Annotated in this window: 18 protein-coding genes; 4 read left to right on the top strand and 14 right to left on the bottom strand. The window is 63.2% G+C overall.

What is annotated here, in order from left to right; translation table 11 throughout:
• The first annotated feature begins 140 nt into the window (after positions 1-140).
• Genes cobO through bluB form a run of 3 tightly spaced genes read left to right on the top strand, consistent with a single transcriptional unit; the run spans position 141 to position 2,696 of the window.
• The gene (cobO, locus tag FAZ30_RS14860) at positions 141-743 is read left to right on the top strand and encodes a cob(I)yrinic acid a,c-diamide adenosyltransferase (protein WP_137009702.1); all 603 of its coding nucleotides are present in this window, start codon (positions 141-143) and stop codon (positions 741-743) included.
• A 1-nt stretch (position 744) separates the two neighbouring features.
• Positions 745-2,037, top strand: a complete 1,293-nt coding sequence (locus FAZ30_RS14855) for a cobyrinic acid a,c-diamide synthase CobB (protein ID WP_137009701.1) — start codon at positions 745-747, stop codon at positions 2,035-2,037.
• Positions 2,034-2,696, top strand: a complete 663-nt coding sequence (gene bluB / locus FAZ30_RS14850) for a 5,6-dimethylbenzimidazole synthase (RefSeq protein ID WP_137009700.1) — start codon at positions 2,034-2,036, stop codon at positions 2,694-2,696. The genes FAZ30_RS14855 and bluB overlap by 4 nt, the downstream gene beginning before the upstream one ends.
• Here the strand turns inward: bluB and FAZ30_RS14845 are convergent.
• The 14 genes from FAZ30_RS14845 to FAZ30_RS14780 form a co-directional block, all read right to left on the bottom strand.
• Complete coding sequence (locus tag FAZ30_RS14845; protein ID WP_137009699.1) at positions 2,681-3,859, bottom strand: GGDEF domain-containing protein; 1,179 nt, start codon at positions 3,857-3,859, stop codon at positions 2,681-2,683. The two genes, bluB and FAZ30_RS14845, sit on opposite strands and share 16 nt — an antisense overlap.
• A gap of 252 nt (positions 3,860-4,111) precedes the next feature.
• Positions 4,112-5,554 carry an efflux transporter outer membrane subunit gene (locus FAZ30_RS14840; RefSeq protein WP_124641448.1) on the bottom strand — a complete coding sequence of 481 codons (1,443 nt, stop codon included), beginning with the start codon at positions 5,552-5,554 and terminating at the stop codon, positions 4,112-4,114.
• A complete protein-coding gene (locus tag FAZ30_RS14835; protein ID WP_246043365.1) occupies positions 5,551-6,435 on the bottom strand; it encodes an efflux RND transporter periplasmic adaptor subunit in 885 nt (294 codons plus the stop codon). The genes FAZ30_RS14840 and FAZ30_RS14835 overlap by 4 nt, the downstream gene beginning before the upstream one ends.
• Entirely contained in the window at positions 6,435-6,638 is a 204-nt protein-coding gene (locus FAZ30_RS14830; RefSeq protein WP_124641452.1) for a DUF1656 domain-containing protein, read from the bottom strand. The genes FAZ30_RS14835 and FAZ30_RS14830 overlap by 1 nt, the downstream gene beginning before the upstream one ends.
• Entirely contained in the window at positions 6,635-8,704 is a 2,070-nt protein-coding gene (locus FAZ30_RS14825) for an FUSC family protein (protein ID WP_124641455.1), read from the bottom strand. The genes FAZ30_RS14830 and FAZ30_RS14825 overlap by 4 nt, the downstream gene beginning before the upstream one ends.
• Positions 8,701-9,186, bottom strand: coding sequence for a MarR family winged helix-turn-helix transcriptional regulator (locus FAZ30_RS14820; protein ID WP_124641456.1), 486 nt, complete (start codon positions 9,184-9,186; stop codon positions 8,701-8,703). The genes FAZ30_RS14825 and FAZ30_RS14820 overlap by 4 nt, the downstream gene beginning before the upstream one ends.
• Before the next feature lie 287 nt (positions 9,187-9,473).
• The gene (locus FAZ30_RS14815) at positions 9,474-9,890 is read right to left on the bottom strand and encodes a glycine zipper domain-containing protein (RefSeq protein WP_124641458.1); all 417 of its coding nucleotides are present in this window, start codon (positions 9,888-9,890) and stop codon (positions 9,474-9,476) included.
• Between the two features lie 142 nt (positions 9,891-10,032).
• Complete coding sequence (locus FAZ30_RS14810) at positions 10,033-11,112, bottom strand: acyl-CoA desaturase (RefSeq protein WP_137009698.1); 1,080 nt, start codon at positions 11,110-11,112, stop codon at positions 10,033-10,035.
• Positions 11,109-12,200: a sterol desaturase family protein gene (locus FAZ30_RS14805; RefSeq protein ID WP_137009697.1), complete on the bottom strand. Its 1,092-nt coding sequence runs from the start codon at positions 12,198-12,200 to the stop codon at positions 11,109-11,111. Before FAZ30_RS14805 ends, FAZ30_RS14810 begins: the two co-directional genes overlap by 4 nt.
• Complete coding sequence (locus FAZ30_RS14800) at positions 12,197-12,817, bottom strand: phosphatase PAP2 family protein (RefSeq protein ID WP_137009696.1); 621 nt, start codon at positions 12,815-12,817, stop codon at positions 12,197-12,199. Before FAZ30_RS14800 ends, FAZ30_RS14805 begins: the two co-directional genes overlap by 4 nt.
• A complete protein-coding gene (locus FAZ30_RS14795; RefSeq protein WP_137009695.1) occupies positions 12,814-14,103 on the bottom strand; it encodes a F390 synthetase-related protein in 1,290 nt (429 codons plus the stop codon). Before FAZ30_RS14795 ends, FAZ30_RS14800 begins: the two co-directional genes overlap by 4 nt.
• On the bottom strand, positions 14,100-14,912 hold the full coding sequence (locus FAZ30_RS14790; protein ID WP_124641468.1) for an MBL fold metallo-hydrolase: 813 nt from the start codon (positions 14,910-14,912) through the stop codon (positions 14,100-14,102). The genes FAZ30_RS14795 and FAZ30_RS14790 overlap by 4 nt, the downstream gene beginning before the upstream one ends.
• Complete coding sequence (locus FAZ30_RS14785) at positions 14,896-15,939, bottom strand: NAD-dependent epimerase/dehydratase family protein (protein WP_246043364.1); 1,044 nt, start codon at positions 15,937-15,939, stop codon at positions 14,896-14,898. Before FAZ30_RS14785 ends, FAZ30_RS14790 begins: the two co-directional genes overlap by 17 nt.
• Entirely contained in the window at positions 15,927-16,898 is a 972-nt protein-coding gene (locus tag FAZ30_RS14780; protein ID WP_137009694.1) for a 3-oxoacyl-[acyl-carrier-protein] synthase III C-terminal domain-containing protein, read from the bottom strand. Before FAZ30_RS14780 ends, FAZ30_RS14785 begins: the two co-directional genes overlap by 13 nt.
• 292 nt (positions 16,899-17,190) lie before the next feature.
• Between FAZ30_RS14780 and FAZ30_RS14775 the strand changes: the two genes are divergently transcribed.
• A complete protein-coding gene (locus FAZ30_RS14775; RefSeq protein ID WP_246043363.1) occupies positions 17,191-18,195 on the top strand; it encodes a potassium channel family protein in 1,005 nt (334 codons plus the stop codon).
• The last annotated feature ends 7 nt before the right edge of the window (positions 18,196-18,202 follow it).

Genomic DNA, 18,202 nt, shown 5'->3' with positions numbered 1-18,202 from the left:
GCCGCCTTGCCGTACTGCTTGTACTGTCTGCGTCGGCGCGCCTTGCCACTGGGATGCTGCGCTCTTGTCAGCCGCTCTGGATGTACCCATAAGCAATCACCCGACCGCTGTATCAGACCAGCAATCAGAAGGAAACCGCCATGAAAACCGACGCCGCCGCCCACCAGCGCATGGTGGAAAAGCGCAAGGCCGGCTTTGAAAAGAAAAAGGCTGCCGCCACCAAGGAAAAAGGCTTGCTCATCGTCCACACTGGCACCGGCAAGGGCAAGAGCAGCGCCGCCTTTGGCATGGGCCTGCGCATTGTCGGCCACGGCATGCAGCTGGGCGTGGTGCAGTTCATCAAGGGCGCGCTGCACACCGCCGAGCGCGACCTGTTCAGCCGCTTCGACAACTGCCGCTTCCTCACCATGGGCGAAGGCTATACCTGGAACACCCAGAACCGCGAGGCCGACATCGCCACCGCGCGCCAGGGTTGGGAGGCCGCGCTGGAGATGCTCAATAGCGGCGATTACGACATGCTGATCCTGGACGAGCTGAACATCGTGCTGAAGTACGACTACCTGCCGCTGGACGAGGTACTGGCCGCGCTGGCCAGCCGCCCGGCCAATCTGCATGTGGTGATTACCGGCCGCCATGCGCCGCAGGCGCTGATCGACGCCGCCGATCTGGTGACCGAGATGAAACTGGTCAAGCACCCCTACCGCGAGCAAGGCATCAAGGCCCAGCAAGGCGTGGAGTTCTGACATGGCCATCCGCCACTGTCCGGCACTGTTCATCAGCGCCCCTGCCTCGCATCAGGGCAAAACCACCCTCAGCGCCGGGCTGGCCCGCTACCACCGCCAGCAGGGCCGGCGCGTGCGCGTGTTCAAGACCGGGCCGGATTTTCTCGACCCCTATGTGCTGGAACAGGCCAGCGGCCACACCGTCTACGCACTGGATTTGTGGATGAATGGCGAAGACGACTGCCGCCAGCGCCTGTATGCGGCGGCGGCCGAGGCAGACCTGATCCTGATCGAAGGCAGCATGGGTCTGTTCGATGGCACCCCCAGCAGTGCCGATCTGGCCCAGTTATTTGACGTGCCGGTGGCCGCCATCATCGACGCCTCCGGCATGGCACAAACCTTTGCCGCCGTGGCGCATGGCCTGGCGACATTCCGCCCCGGCCTGCCGTTTTATGGCGTGCTGGCCAATCAGGTGGCATCAAGCCGCCATGCGGAAATGCTGACCGCCGCCCTGCCCACCAGCCTGAATTACCTGGGCGCGGTGATGCGCCAGCAGGACATGGGCCTGCCGGAGCGGCATCTGGGCCTGGTGCAGGCGCAGGAGGTGGCCGATCTGGAAGCACGACTGCAGCGCGCTGCCGCCCAGCTGGCCAATACCGCGCTGGCGCAGCTGCCGCCGCCGGTCTCCTTTCAGCCCGCCCAGCCAGCTGCCCTGCCACGCTTGCTGGATGGCGTGCGCATCGCCATCGCCCGCGATACCGCCTTCAGCTTTATCTATCCGGCCAATGTGCAGACGCTACAGGCATTGGGGGCCGAACTACATTACTTCTCGCCACTGGCCGACGACACGCTGCCGGACTGCGACGCCGTATGGCTGCCCGGTGGTTACCCGGAACTGCATCTGGCCACGCTGGCCGGCGCACAGCGCAGCCGTGCCGGCCTGCACGCCCATGTGGCTGCTGGCAAACCGCTCTATGCCGAGTGCGGCGGCATGCTGTATTTGCTGGACAGCCTGACCGACAAGCAGGGACAAAGCGGACAGATGCTGGGCCTGCTGCCCGGCCATGCCCGGCTGGGTAGCCGCCTGAGTGCGCTGGGCCTGCAACAGCTGGAGCTGGATGGTGAAGTGCTGCGCGGCCACACCTTCCACTACTCCAGCCTGGACACACCCATCACCCCGCTCACCCATGCCAGCCGCGCCACCGGTAGCGGACAAGGCGAGCCGGTATACCGCCACGGCAGCCTGCTGGCCAGTTATCTGCACCTGTATTTCCCGTCCAACCCCGAAGCCTGCGCCAGACTGTTCCTACCATGAATGCCTATCCCCAAGCCGACATCGACGCCGTCTACCGCGCCATCCGCGAGCGGCGCGACATGCGCCACTTCAAGCCGGACCCGGTCGATCCGGCCCTGCTGCAACGCCTGCTGCAAGCCGCGCATCTGGCCCCCAGCGTCGGCTTCATGCAGCCATGGCGCTTCATCCGCATCAGCGATACCGCCCTGCGCCGCCAACTGCATGCCGAAGTGGAAATCGAGCGGGTGGCCACCGCCAAGGCACTGGGCCAGCGCGAAGACGAATTCATGAAGCTGAAGGTTGAGGGCATTCTGGACTGTGGCGAGGTACTGGTGGCGGCACTGATGGACGGACGCGAGCGCCATGTATTCGGTCGCCGCACCCTGCCGGAAATGGATATCTGCTCGATTGCCTGCGCCATCCAGAACATGTGGCTGGCCGCCCGCGCCGAAGGTATCGGCCTGGGCTGGGTATCGCTGTTCGACCCGCAGCGGCTGGGTACGCTGCTGGGCCTGCCGGCCGAGGCCAAGGCGGTAGCCATCCTGTGCATCGGCCATGTCGAGGCCTTCTACGACAAACCCATGCTGGAACAGGAAAACTGGGCCAGCCGGCAGAATCTGGCCGAGCTGGTATTTGAAAACAACTGGGGTCCGCTCAGTGCCGCTCAGGCGGCATCCTGAGCATAGGCCTGCACCCGGTTGCGCCCGGCCTGCTTGGCTGCGTACAAGGCCTGGTCGGCGTGGCGGTACAGATCAGCAAAGGTCTCGCCTGGCTCACGCACAGCCAGGCCCATGCTGACGCGGTAGCTCAGGCTGCCGCTGTCGGTGGCAATGTGCTGCGCCGCCACCGCCTGGCGCAGGCGTTCGGCCACACGCATGGCTTCGGCTGGCGGCGTGGCCGGCAGAGCGATGCCGAATTCTTCACCCCCCATGCGGCCAATGTAGTCTGCGGCACGCACGTGCCGGCGAATCAGCTCGGTAAAAGCCACCAGCACGCGGTCACCGGTCTGGTGGCCATGGCTGTCGTTGATCTGCTTGAAAAAATCCAGATCGGCCAGCACAAAACAGAAGGCATCGCCGGTGAGGTTGGCCCGTTGCAGATCGGCCAGAATACGGGTCTCGAAGCTTTGCCGCGTCAGTGTGCCCGTCATGCCATCGCGCTCGGCGCGCCAGGTGGCATCACTCAACAACTGCTGCTGCACCATGGCCGCCGCCAGCATGGACAGGCCGGGCACCAACGCGGCGGTCAGACTCATCGACATCACATTGGCCGGCGTACTGGCAAACAGGTCGGACAAATTACCCAAACCAGCGCCGTAATAGATGGCTCGCGCGGTATGCAGCAAGGCGGTGGCAATGCTGCAGGCGGCACCCAGCCAGTAGACGGCCGCTCCCTGGCCGGCCGGACGGTGGCGGCACAGCAGATAAGCGGTGGCAACAAACACCACGGCGATACCGCCCGAGGCAATGATGACGCGCAGCCGGATCACATCCACCACCAGGGTGAACCACAACAGGCCAGCAAGGGCGCAGAGTATCAGTGCCAACCAGAAACGGCTGTAGGCGGGCCGACCCAGAAAACGGGCGCAACCGATATAGAACAGGCTGGCGGCAAGCAGCCCCAGTCCATTGCTGAGCACCACGCTGAACACCAGCGGCAGCACGGTGCGCAGGCCCAGCGCCGGCAGATAGGCCACCATGGCGATATTGGCGGCGATCCAGCTGCGAGTACCCGCCACCCCGGCTTTGCGCAAGGCCAGCAGCTGCACCAGGATGCAGGCGCACAAAATATCGGTTACCAGGAAAACCGGCAACAACACGGGAACGCTGGCAGGTGCGGACATGGCGGAAATTCCGGACTGAAGACGGCGATGGCAGATGCTATACGCGCGACCAGACAGGCACAACAGAAATCACACCCGCCTGGCATGAATTGCCACCATTTCGGATTCGCCTGCACTGAGCGGGGGGTGGCAGAACCTTATCAGCGCTGACAAAACCTCGTAGAAGACCCGCCCCCAGGTGTGCCGACGCCGACAGCAGCAGGTGTACGACAAGTCCGTGCAACACAGGAGCGGGGGTTTGGTTTGCCGGCCCTAGTGGCCGGTTTGCGTTTTACCCTCTTCCCAGCCGCCACCCAAGGCCAGGAACAGATTGACCTGATCCTGCGCCAGCTGACTTTCCGCGCTGGCCACGGCGCTTTCGTTGCCAACCAGGGTGCGGTCGGCATCCAGGCTGGACAAATAGGGTGAACGCCCCGCCTGATACAGCCGGCGGTTCTGCGCGGCGGCCTGTTTGGCACTGTCGCGCGCCGTGCGCAACAAGGTCAGCCGCTGCAAATCCTTGCCGTACAGACTGAGGCTGGTTTCCACCTCGCGCAGGGCATTGAGCACCACGCCGTCAAAGTGGGCCAGTGCGGCGGCATTATCGGCCTTGGCTGCCGTCACCCGCGCCCGGGCACCGCTGTCGGGAATGGTCCAGCTGATCAGCGGGCCATAGCCGAAACGCTGGGTGGAACGCTGACCCACATCTTCCAGCAAGCCGGTAAAGCCAGCCGATGCCCCCAGCGTGATGCTGGGGTAAAGCTCGGCGGTGGCCACGCCTATCATGGCGCTGGACTGTGCCAGCTTGCGCTCGGCCTGCTGCACATCCGGCCGGCGTGCCAGCAAGGCCCGGCCATCGCCCACCGGAATGGCTTGTGCCAGTTGTGGCTCCTGCGCGCAGGACAGTGCCGCTGCTGGCAGGGTCTCGGCCGGGGTCTGTCCCAGCAGCATGGCCAGGCGGTAACGGGCGGCATCGCGCTGGGCCTGATAGGCCGGCAGGCCAGCGGCGACGCTGTCGGCCTGGGCCTGGGCGCGCAGCACATCCGTAGCAGTGAGCCGGCCGGCACCGGCCAGGCGGCGTGTCAGTTCCAGCTGTTTCTGCTGCAGGGCGGACTGCTGCTGCAATACCTGATAGCCATGATTGGCCGAGCAGATCTGCAGATAGCTGCGCACGGTTTCGGCGGTCACGGTGATGCGGGCGAGATCCCGGGCAGCCACGCTGGCTTCGCTATTGGCTTCGGCGGCCTCGTCGCCGCGTCTGAGCTTGCCAAACAGGTCAAGCTGATAGGCCACGCGTATGCCCTCGTCACCCAGATTGCTCACCGGCAGCGGCACATCCAGCAACATGCTCTGGCCGGAGATGCGTGCGCGTTCGGCCGATGCCGACAGCGCCGCATGCGGGCCAGCCTCGGCATTGACCTGGCTGGCTACCGCCAAGGCCTTTTGCAGATTGGCGGTGGCGGCACGCAAATCGGTATTGGCCTGTTGTGCCTGCTCCACCAGCTGGTTCAGCACCGGATCGTGGTAGAGCTGCCACCAGCGCGGGGCAAGCGGCTGGCTGGAGGTCAGCCGGCCATCGGCATTGGCAAAACGGCCTTGTGCTGCCTGACGTTGCATGGCGGAATTGGCCGGCAGCTGGTAATCCGGGCCAACGGTGGTGCAGCCGGCAAGCGTGGTCAGCGCCAATAGCAGCCCGGCAGGATAAAGACGGCTCACGGCTGGCCTCCCTTGACGGCCACCACGGCCACGGTGGCGGTGCGCCCGGCAATCATGCGGAAGTCGGCCGGGACTTCATCCAGGGTAATGCGCACCGGAATGCGCTGGGCCAGCCGCACCCAGTTGAAAGTAGGATTCACATTGGGCAGCAGGGTGGCACCATTGCTGCGGTCACGGTCTTCGATGCCGGCGGCAATGCTCTGCACATGGCCGCGCAGCTTGTGCGCCTCGCCCATGATCTGGATTTCCACCGGCTGGTTGACCTGCACCCGGTTCATCTTGGTTTCTTCGAAATAGCCATCCACATGGAAGGAATGGGCATCCACCATCGACAACACCGGCTTGCCGGTGCTGACGTAATCGCCCACGCGCGGGGTGCGGTCGTTGAGATAACCATCCACCGGGCTGCTCACCACGGTGCGCTGCAGATTGAGCCGGGCCACTTCCACCGCGGTTGTAGCGGCAGCGACACTGGCCTCGTCCTGTTGCACACGGGCTTCGCTCTGCTCGATGTTTTCCCTGGCCACCAGATCACTCAGGCCACGGTTGCGTGCCGCTTCGCGTTTTGCCTGCGACAAACCGGCGCTCTGCTGTGCCAATGCCGCTTCGGCCTGCTTGAGTGCCAGCGCGTAGCGGGCGCGGTCGATGACGAACAACACCTGGCCGCGTTTCACCAGCTGGTTGTCAGTGACTTTCACCTCGGTAATCAGCCCGGACACATCCGGGGCGATCTGCACCACGTCGGCGCGGATATGGCCATCCCGCGTCCACGGCGCATTGGTGTAGTAATCCCACAGATAACGCCCCACCAGCACGGCCGCCACCACCACGATCAGGGTCAGCACTACCGGCCCTGCTTTGCCTATCAGCTTTTTCATCATTACCATCCGCGAGTCAGCACGACGAAACCGCCGAGCACAATCACATACAAGGCAAAGTTCATCAGAGAACGGTGCCATACCAGTTTGTAGAAGCCCAGCTGACCCAGGAGGATGCGCAGGCCGGCGGTGACGCCAAAGGCCAGCACCATCAGGATCAGCAGGCTGGGGAAATACACCCCGTAGATTTCAACTTCACCAATCACGACGTCATGCCTCCTGCAGGCAAGGGTGGGCAGGCTGCCAGGGCATAGCTGCCGGCAACCGGAAACAGGGTGATGCGCAATTCGACCAGCGCATTCAGTACGGTCTGGACGTGATGATCGCTGCGGCGCGATTCGGCCAGAACCTGATTGAGTGCCGCGTCGATGCGCTGCAACAGGTGTGCATCTGCCTGGCGGTAATGCCGCTGCGCCAGCGCCTGGCGGTAATGCCGCTCCACCTCGTCCAGCACCTGCTGCACCGCCACGCCGGCGGGGCCGGTCTGGGCATTTTCATCACGCTGCAGATGCAGCACGCTAAAACCGGCACGCAACTCGTTGAACACCTGCGGCAGCTGGTCATGGCCACTGGCGGCCAGCCGTGGAATCAGCAGGCCCAGCCGGTCCAGCATGCGGGCGGTGAGCTGGGCATAGTCATCCAGCCGGCGACCGGCCGAGGTTTCGGCCAGATCATGCCAGCTGGCACGACGCAGCCGGCGGATGGCCAGCTCGATGCCAAATGGCCGCACCAGCAGGCTGAACAGCAGCGCAAACGACACGCCCACCACGGTAGCCACATTGCCGTTGAAGAAGGCAGTGAAGTCGGTATCGTAAGCGCCTTGCAGGCTGAGGAAGGTGGCGGTGTTCACCGTCAGCATCATGGCAATCATGGTGAACTGCGGCCGGGTAAACAGCGTGCCCACCAGCAAGAACGGGACAGCCAGCATGGCCACCAGCATTTCAAAGGTATAGGCCGCCGGAATCACCATGAACAGCAGCACGGTCGTCAGCGCGATGCTGACCAGCGCCCAGATCAGGAAGGTACGCATCATCGGTGCCGGCTCGTCCAGCGCAGCAAAGAAGCAGGAAGCAATCGCCACCATGATCACGGCACCGGAACCATCGGTCCAGCCCAGCTGTATCCATAGCTGGCAGGCCAGGAAAATGGCGGTCGAAGCCTGCAAGGCTGAAAACGCCATCATGCCGTAATCGTAATGCCGGGCCGTGCCGCCCACCGGCCAGTGACGATAAGCCGGTTTCCATTGGAAGGTGGGGTGCTCTTCGGCAATCAGTTGCTGCAATAGCCGGCAGTCCAGCCACAGATTGATCAGCGATTGCAAACGCGCCAGCCCGTGGGCAATCAGCAGCGCCTGCCAGCTGTCGCCGCTGGCAATCTGCTGTTTCAGCGCGGCCAGCCGCCGCTGCAGCAAGGGCACATCGCGCCGCAGATGGCCCAGATCGGGACTGGCCATCCAGTGCGCCACTTCGTGCATCAGCTCGCTCAGCCCGACAGGCATGCCATCCTGCTGCCGGAGCAGCGCCTGCTTGGTTTCGGTCAGCGACGACAGAATGGGCAGCAACATGCTCATGCGGCCGCGCAGCTCGCGGGCATTTTTCACCACGGCGAAACTGGTGGTGTCGTAAGACAGGTGGGAGATGAACTGATCCAGTGCCAGGATATCCGCCGCCAGCTTGTGGCGGCTGGCATGCAAGGGCTGGCCGGCGGCATCGCTCTGTTGCAGCAGCTCGCAAGCCCAGTCGCGCGCATCGCCCAGCCAACTGGCAATGCGGGCCGAGAAAATGGGGGCGACTTTCCCCGGCCACACCAGCGCCGACACCACGCTGGCACACAGGATGCCAACCAGGATTTCCTCGCTGCGCGCCAGTGCCAGATCGAAAATGCCTTCCGGATTATTCAGCGCCGGCAAGGCAATCATCGGCAGCGTATAGGCAGACAGCATGAACAGATAGCTGCGCGGGGTACGGTCCAGCAGCGAGATGCTCAGCAGCGTGCCGGTCCACAGCGCCACCACCAGGCTGAGCAGGGTGGGCGCATTGACAAACAGCGGCATGAAAATGACCGCCGCCGTCGCCCCCAGCAAGGTGCCGCCAATGCGGTATACCGCCTTGGAACGGGTGGCCCCGGTCAGCGGATGCGACACCACATACACCGTGGCCATCGCCCAGTAAGGTCGTGGCAATTCCAGCGCCATGGCCAGATACAGCGCCAGCATGGCAGCGACAAAGGCCTTGGCCGAAAACAGCCAGTCACGCCAGCCCGGCAGCGTCATGCGCGTGCCTGGCCAGCCATGGCTGCCAGTTCGGCCACCAGCCCCGGCCGCTGATAGGCGGACTCTACCGCCGCAAACACCCGCAAAGTGGCTTCCAGATCGGCCGGCGACACATCGCGGAACACCAGCGCGCGCAAATGGACCAGCTCGGCTTCGATCTTGTCGGTCAAGGCGCGGCCTTCGTCGGTGAACCACAGGGTATTGGAGCGGCGGTCCACCTTGTCTTTTTCGCGGCGGACCAGGCCAGCACTAGCCAGTTGGTCGATGACCCGCACCAACGATGGCCCCTCGATGCCAATTTCCTCGGCAAGTGCCACCTGGTTGATGCCTTCCCCCAGCCGGCCAATGAAAATCAGCGCCGAAGCGCCCGGCGCGGTCAGCCCGTGGTCAAGTACCACTTCCTGGGAAATCTGCCGCCATTTGCGCCCGGCATGCATGATGGCGCTGGTGATGCCAAGCCGTAGTAAATCTACACTGTTCATAATGCTTCGCATGTGAATGATTTGATTGCTAATCAATTATAGAAAACAGCAAGCCTGCCAGGCAAGTACTTTATCGCGGCAGCCTTAGCGATAACCGTCGGCAATCACTTACCGGAGCGAGAGTGTGAGCCAGCCACCATCGGCTGACCAGAGATCAGTGCATGTACAGGCCAGGGCGGGGAAACGCAGACATCGTGTCGCTCTGTACACGATAGATGAGATAAACATGTGCCGCGCAAAATGAAAAAGCCCTGATTGCTCAGGGCCCGGTCTGCAGTGAAAACAACTCAATCGCCGTGACGATAATAGCCATCGCGCCCGTCGCGGCCATGCCAGCCACGGTCATGCCATTCGCGATCATGCCAGTCGCGGTATTGCCCGTGCCGGTCCTCATGCCAGTGCGGATAGCGCGGCGGCTCGACATAGCGCACGGGGGCAACATAGGTCACCGGCTGGTAAACCGGCACCGGGGCCGGCGCCGGCCGGTAGTCGCGGTAGTCATCACGCTGGTAGGCCAGCGCGGTACCAACGCTGCCGCCCACCGCGCCGCCGATGATGGCACCGTTACGGCCGCCGATGGATTGGCCGACGGCAGCACCCACCGCACCGCCAAGTGCACCACCCAGAATGGCAGAAGAATCGGCATAAGCCATGCCGGTGAAGGAAAGCGCCAGCAGCGCGGGGATCAGGATTCGGGTTTTCATGGACTGGACCTCCAGTGCGTTGATACCAGTCCAGATTAATCAATGGCAGGTAACCGCTTGTAAAACAGTGTGAAGAACTATTGCCCGCCCCACCCTGCTACACATCTGCACACAAAAACCGCCGGGCCGCTGCGCTATGCGCTCATGCGTGCGGCTTCGCCCCCATCGCACGCAGAAAGCGCTGCTGCGCCCGCCATAGCTGCGGATAACTGAGGCAGCGATAAGGCAGGCCATGTGCCGCCGCCTGCTGCTGCACGATGCGGGCCAGCGCCGGATAGTGGCGATGGCTGTAGGCCGGAAACAGGTGATGGGTCAGGTGCAGATGCAGTCCGCCAAGCAAGCCGCCAAGCCAGGCAGGTGCCGGCAGCCAGTCGCAACAGGTGAGAAACTGGTGCTCATGCCAGGTATGCGGCAAGCGGCCGTCAGCATCCGGCTGGAAAAACGCCACATCAGCCCAGTGCGTGCCAAGAATCATGGCCACCAGAAAACAGGAAGCCAGCATCTGCCCGGCCACATAACACAGCAGCACCGTGCCCCAGCCAATGGCGCTGCCCTGCAGCAGCCACAACGGCAGCCCCAGCGCCAGCAGCACATGGGCGGCCTTGCTGGCCAGAAAATGTGGCGTATTGATAGGCCGTGCATCACGCAGCCGCAGCTTGCTCCTGCCCAACCAGTCGAGCCAGTCGCCATACCAGCACAGATAAGGCAAGGACAAGGCAGCAATCAGCGGCCAGTAGCGATGCTGCCAGCGATACTGCACGGCCCAGGCCTGGAACGGCGTCTGCCGCAAGAAGGGATTGGGCTCGATGTCCAGATCGTATTCTTCGACATTGGGGTAGGTATGGTGCAGATGAACATGACGACGGGTCCAGATGTCGGCATCCACCCCCATCGGCAGGCTGGTCAGCCGTGCCAGCAAGCGATTGAGGCCGGCAGAACGGAACACCGCACCATGCGCAGCATCATGCAGGCTGTTCATCGCCAGCAGCATGGCCAGCACAAATGCGGCGATGTAGGCTGCGGCAAAGCTACCCGCGTGCGTGGCATGCAAGGCCTGCCAATAACAGTAGAGGCTCAAGCCGCCCAGCACTGCCGCCTTGCCGGCAATGCCAAGTCCGGCGTAGCGGTGACCACCCTGGGTGGCCAGATAGTCCTGCGCCGCCTGCTGCAGCGCCAGTCGGAACGCCAGTTGCCGGGAAGACTGAAAACGCAGCTGACTCATGCCGCTCCCTCCGCGCGACGCCAGCCCAACACGCCATGCAACAGCAATAGTGCTGACAGTATCAGCGCTGCGGCATCACGCAGGCCCAGTAGCACACAAACCAAGGGCAGCCCCAGCGCCAGGGCCTGCCATGCCTGCCAGCCACGCCGCTGCCGATCCGACATCGCACCCAGGGCCAGCGTACCGGCCAGCAAGCCGCCAAACAGGCTCCACTGCTGCCAGGGCGAGAAGCCGCCGGCCATCTGCACGTAGTAAATCACCCAGCCAAACAGCACCACCGCACCGCTGGCAATATAAGGGCCACTGATCTGCCAGCCCTCACCTGCCCTGCTTGCTGGCCACCAGCGATCCGACCAGGCCGCCAGCCAGGGATTGCTGGCCAGTAGCGGGTTGAAGGACGCGGCACTGCCCGGCACGCCATACACCAGCGGCACATAGTCGCGCGGCGGCTGGTAACTGCCGAAGCAGCGGTCCCACAGCAGAAAGGTGCCGCCAAAGTTGCGGTTCAGATAAAGCGGATGGGTGGCGTGATGCACCCGGTGCGCGGCCGGGGTCACCAGCAGCCCCTCCAGCCAGCCGGAACGGCCGACAAAGGCATTATGGTTGTACAACTGTACCGCGTAATGAAACGAGGAAGCAGCGACAAACAGCTCCAGCGGCAGGCCCAGCACCGCCAGCGGTGCCACGAACAGCAGCGAAGTGAGCGAGGAATACCAGGAATTGCGAATGCCCAGCGACAGGCTGAAATGCTCACCCTGATGATGCACGCGATGTACTGCCCACAGCAGCGGCCAGCGGTGATGGGCGCGGTGCATGCAGTAAAAGCTGAGATCCCAGCCGACGATGGCCACCAGCCACTGGGCATAGAGCGGCAAGCGATCCACCAGATGCAGGTTGGCATGGGTCAGCAGCCAGCCAAACATCGCCACCTCGACGCCGCGCAGCGCCCACATCAGGATATGGCCGGAATTCAGGTTGAACACGATTTCATGCCAGGGAATGGCCTCCTTGCGCCAGTAGCGCAAGGCCAGCAGTTCCAGCAGCACGATGGCCAGCATCAGGGCAAAAGTCAGGGCAAATACATTCATGCGCAACGATACCGAAAAAAAGAATGCAGAACAGGACGGGCCGCCAGCCAGCCACTCAACAGACCAAGCAACAAGCCAGCGCCCAGGTCCAGCGTCAGATGGCGGCGCAGCTGGATGACCGCCAGCAAGATGGCCAGCGCCCACAGCAATAGCAGCATGTTGCGCCAGGGCCGCCGGTCATCCCACAGCGCCCACAAGGCCAGCCAGGTCAGTGCGCCATGCAAGGACGGCAGACAGTTACCCGGGGTGTCGAAGCGCAGCAAAAGCTGCAACAAGCCGTGCGACGGCGCGGACACGACTAGCGGATAGGCAAGCGTGGTAGGCCACAACAGGAAAACCAGGCCGGCCAGCAATGCCGACAACTGCATGGCGTGTTGCAGCCAGCGCAGCCGTTGCTGCGGCGTCAGCCAAAAGGCAGCGGGAACCAGCAGAAAAAACGACAGATACAGCCAGATGGCCGCAGGATCGAAAGCCAGCAAGCGGTCACTGGCCAGTTCTGGCAGCACCCAGGCCGGTCCGCTGCGCAGACTGCCCAGGGTATAAGCGCAGCCCACCGAGCCCCAGCCCAGCAACAGATGCCGCAAGCGTGGCGGCAATTGGCGCAGCAGCCGCTTCATGCCTGCTCCCGGATGATGCGCCGGCGCTTGCGGCTGGTATCCAGCGGCGGCAAGGCCTGCTCGTGCTGCCACTGCAACGCTGCCACATCAACGCCAGCGCCTTGCAGTACGCGCTCCAGATGCGCCTGCACGGCCACCTGCTGCCGCTCCGGCAACGCCAGATGCAGCGTCAGTGAGCAGGAACCGGTCTGGCGCAAACGATAGTCGGCATCAAACGGCAAGACCTGGGCCAGCGCACGGCCAAGCAGGTCGGCAAACACCGTTTGTGGCCGCCCGTGGCGGTCGGGCAGCAGCAGCATGTCGTCACAGCGCCCCTCCACTCCGTCCAGCGCCATGCTGGCCCGCCCGCATGGGCAGGGCGTGGCACGCGCCAGCAGCACGTCGTTCAGCCGGTAGCGCACGATGGGCTGGGTATAGCGGCTGAAATCGGTAATCACCGGCACGAAGCGGCGGTGCGCGTCATCCAGCCATTCCGGTTCGACATGCAGGTACTCCTCGTTCAGATGCAACACCCCGGCGGCACAGGTGCTGGCGAGAAAACCCTCGGTCGCCTGATAGATTTCATGCACGGCACCGAAGGCCTGTTCGATCAGCTGCCGGTCCTGCGCTTCCAGCACCTCGGCAATGGAGTACACCCGCTTGGGCTGTAGCCGGATGCGGCCTTGCAGCTGCGCCAGCGCCAGTTCGCGCAAGACCTGGGCCGGTGCCAGCAAGATGCTGGGCTGATAATCGGCCAGCAAGGGCAGATGCTCGGCAAACGGGCGGAACAGGTCGAAATAGCGAAACGTCAGCCAGCGGCTACGCACGGCGGTGTAGAGATTACTGTTGGCGCGCAGGAACAGCGCCACCCGCTCGCGCGCCAGCAGGCCATCCGGCAAGGCGCGCGCCAGCATGATGCCGGCCCACTGCGCCTGCTCGCGCCGACTCACCACAAAGGCCGCCCGCTGTGCGGTGGTGCCGGAGGACAGCCCCACGGTATAGGGGCCGATGGTGGGAACAAAATCCCGGCTGTGTTCAGCACGCAGGGCGATCTGCATCACCTCATCCAGCCGCAGGCCAGCGCTGTTCATCTGGTCGAAATGCTGCAGCATCAGCGCCTTGTCCATCCGCGGCCATTGCGCCAGCGGCAAGTCGCCCAGCGCGGCAAAATACGGGCTACGCTGCTGCAGGCGACGGCAAAACACCGCCAATTGCTGCTGTTGATAGCGTTCCAGCGCCGCCCGGTCGTGAAATTGCAGCCGCCGCGCCTGCCAGTAGGCCAGCATCACCCGCAGTAGCCGCATCATGCCGGGCCATCCTCTTGCTGGTGTGTCAGACGAATATCATGCAAGCCATTGCGGTACAAGGCATGCAGCCGGCCCAGCGTCTGGTAGTAGGCAGCACGCTGATGCTGGATCAGGAAAGTCAGCTCGGCAGGACCGCGCAAGTCCTGGAATCCTTCGCGGGCCCAGGCGGCATCCGAGGCCAGCAAGGTCCAGCCCTGCTCGGTGCGGACAAAAGCGCCCAGATGCCCCGGCGCATGGCCGGGCAGGTCCACCACCAGCACCTCACCACTGCCGGAAAGATCGCGGGCGTGGGTGAAAGGTGCCAGCTCCGCCGGCAGCTCAAGCAGCTCAAGCGCTTCGACAAAGTGCAGCCGGCTGTCGATATCGGCGGGCAGCAAGGCAGGCAGAAAAGCCTGACGCAATGCGGCAAGCCCAGACAGACCGCGCACGGCCTGCCAGCCCGTGGCCGAGCACCATAACTGGGCCTGAGGGAAGTCGCGCAGGCCGGCGATATGGTCGGCATGAAAGTGTGACAACACCAGCGCATGGATATCGCGACTGGCCAGACCGCGTGCCTGCAGCTGGCTTGACAAGGCATCTGCCGCATTGAAAGTCACCGGGGTCACCAGCGGATACAGGCGATAGACACCCTGGCGCGTGGCGGCATGAAAGTGCTCGGCATAGCCGGTGTCCCACAGCAGCAGGCGGTCGCGGGTTTCGATCAAATAAGCACGCGAGGGAAAGCAGCGGCTGGCCAGCCCTGCCCCTTTGAGCGCCATGCAGGCCGGATGGGTACAATGACCCACGCTGAACTCATGCAATCTGGCCATCAGCCTGCTCCCTCAGCCCCTGCTCCCTCAGCCAGTCCGCAGTACGCTGTATGCCCTCTTGCATGCTGTAGGGCGGAACATAAGCCAGGCGTTCGCAGGCGCGACGGTTGTCCAGCGTCATGTCGAAATGCACAGCCCCCAGGCTGTAAGGGGTGAGAACCGGCTCACGCCCATTCAGCCGTGACAGCCACTGCAAGGCCAGGCTGGCGTAATGCAGCACAGGATAAGGCGGGCTGACGATGCGCATCGGCCAGCCCAGCTCCTCGACAAACAGCTGTTGCAGCACTTGCTTGAGCACGGCTGGCTGCTGATTGGTGATATTGAACACTTCGCCGCTGATCAGACCGGGCTGACAACTGGCCAGCCACATGGCATGGGTGACGTTGCCGACATAGGTCAGGTCCAACAACACCGCGCCGCCTCGCGGCAAGGGCAGCCGCGCCCCCGGACGGCGCAACAAGCGCGCCAAGCGAGGGATCAGCACCTGATCGTATTCGCCGAAAATGGCACGCGGCCGCAGGATGATGCAGCGCATACCCGGATAACGGGCCACGGCCTGCTGCACCTTGTCCTCGGCCTGTGCCTTGCTGCGGGCATAAGCGTTGACATATTGCCGCGGGCGATAGCTTTCCGGAATCTGGCAGCGATGCTGAAAATCGAAATACAGCGCTGGCGTGGAAATATGCACGAAATGGCTAACGCCTGCCTCGCCAGCCGCCTGCAGCAGGCGCTCGGTGGCCAGCACATTGGCAGAGATGAAATCGGCCTCTGCTCCCCAGGGGGCAGACAGGGCGGCACAATGCCATACCGTGTCGATGCCATGCAGCAGACTGGCCATTTCCGCGCGGGTGGCAAGCGCCAGATCCAGCTGCAGGAACTCCGCCCCCTGCGCCACCAGTTGCCGGCCGATATCCAGCTTGCGGCCGGTGGCGCGGACCCGACAGCCACGCTGCAGTAGCATGGCCACAGCATTGCGCCCCAGCCCTCCGGTTGCACCGGTCACCAGCACCTGTTTCATAAGTCCCATACCAGCCCGCCCAGGCTCAGCCCAGCCGCCGTGCCCAGCATCAACAGACGCTGGCCGCGCACGGCCCGCCCGCTGGCTACGGCCTCATGCAGTACGGTGGGCAAGGACGCCGCCACCTGATTACCGTGACTGGCGTAGATATCGACAACCCGTTCACGGCCGATGCCGAGTTTTTTCGCCATATGCTGCATGGCCAGATGGCTGGCCTGATGCGGCAACACCCAGTCTATGCTGTCCAGACCACCCGGCGTGGCAGCCAGCAGGCCGTCGATAAAGGCCGGCATGCGTTCCGAAGCCAGCTTGAACACGGCCTTGCCCTGCATCTTGAACAGAAAATCGCTGGCCACCGCCCCCCGGCGCGGATTGCACTGGGTGCCACCGGCGCGGATTTCGCAATAGCGCCGCCCTTCCGGATAGCTGGCCAGCCGGAAAGCACGCAGGCCCTGCCCCGGCTCTCCGCGCTCCACGATGGCGGCGGCGGCACCATCGCCGAAAATCAGCGAGGCTTCGGGATTGCTCCAGTCCAGCCCACGCGAGGCCAGATCGGCAGCAACAATGGCAATGCGGCGGTAGGCGCCGCTTTGCAGCAGGCTGTCGGCCACCTGCAAGGCACTCAGAAAGCTCAGACAGCTGGCATTGACATCAAACACCGCCATTCCCGCGGGCAGGCCGGCGGCATGCGCGATGAAACAGGCTGTCCCCGGCAGGGCCTGCTCGGGGATGCCACATGCGCTAATCAACAGATTGATATCCCCCACGCCCAGCCCGGCATGGTCCAGGGCCGCATGCAGGGCACGCGCGGCCAGTGCGCTCTGTGTCTCCTGTTCGCCAGCAAAATAGCGGGTATGCACGCCGCTTTTGCGCAAGCAATCACCCGGGCGACAGCCCAGACGCAGGTCAAGATCGGCAGCGCTGACCGACTGTTCTGGCAACGCCTTTCCGGTGGCAATCAGTTTCATAGTGTGTGTTCATGACTTCATCTTTGCGCCAGTGCAACCGGCATAGCCTGATGGCAGCTGCGTGCGGATCAGCAGCACCCGCGCTGGAAATCAATTTTCCTGAAATCACTATTTACGTTTAATTTAAACCGAGCAGTTTATGAGTGTTGCATAATGAACGCAATGCGTAATGTCACCTACCGGTAATACTAGGCGGCGAGCCGCTGGATCCGGCCCTGCTGTAAACCAAGGGAAAACCACGGTGAAAATACTCCGCTACAACTATCCATTTATCCTGCGATAGCAAGCTATAATGCCGCTTTTCCAAGCCTCCTCACCCATGCGCCACAGTTTCCCGCGTAAGCTCGTGTTCCTCAGTAGCCTGGTGTTTGCCGCCCTGCTGTTTGGCACCTCCGGCTACATGTTGATCGAGGACTGGAGCTTTTCCGACAGTCTGTTCATGACCGTCATCACGCTGGCCACCATCGGCTATGGCGAAACCCACAACCTGTCGCTGGAAGGCCGCTATTTCACCATTGCGCTGATCGTGTTCGGCACCGGCGTGGTCGGTTATGGCATTTCCTCCCTCACCCTGATGCTGTTTCAGGGCGACCTGCCGCTTTATCTGAGACGAAAGAAAATGGAAAAACTGATTGCGCGCATGCGCCAGCACACCATCATTTGCGGGCTGAGCCATACCGGGCGCTACGCGCTGGAAGAATTGCTGGGTACCCGCCATCAGGTAGTCGTCATCGAAAAGGACGAAGCCAATATCGCCCTGCTGCAAGAGCGTGATGTGCCCTTCATCGTCGGCGATGCTTCTGAAGACGAAAACCTCAGCGCCGCCGGCATTACCCATGCCCGCGCCCTGATTTCCTGCCTGAGTGCCGATGCCGACAACGCCTTTGTGGTGGTAACGGCCAAGAGCCTGAACCCGACGGTACTGGCCGTGGCCAAGGCGGAAAACGAAAGCTCGCGCAAGAAGCTATTGGCAGTGGGCGCGGACAATGTGGTGATCCCGTCCCATCTGGGCGGCATGAATATGGCCAATATCGTGGCCCACCCGGAAACCCTGCACTTCTTCGAACACCTGCACCACCGCTATCCCAACCAGTTCCATGCCCAGGTGCATGTGCTGGACGAGCGCTGGGAAGGCCAGCCGCTGGGCAGCTTTCTCAAGGATGGCTTCGATGGCAAGGCCATGGTGATTGCGCTGGAGCGCAGCCCCGGCGAGGTGGAGTTTTCGCCAGACCCGGAAGTCATCATGCACAGTGGCGAATCGCTACTGCTGATCCGCAACCAGCAAGCCAGCAACTGAGCAACAC

It is taken from the genome of Aquitalea aquatilis, from assembly GCF_005155025.1.
Lineage (GTDB): Bacteria > Pseudomonadota > Gammaproteobacteria > Burkholderiales > Chromobacteriaceae > Aquitalea > Aquitalea aquatilis.
Note: the sequence above shows the minus strand (reverse complement) of the source record. Positions and strands in the feature narration are given on the sequence as shown.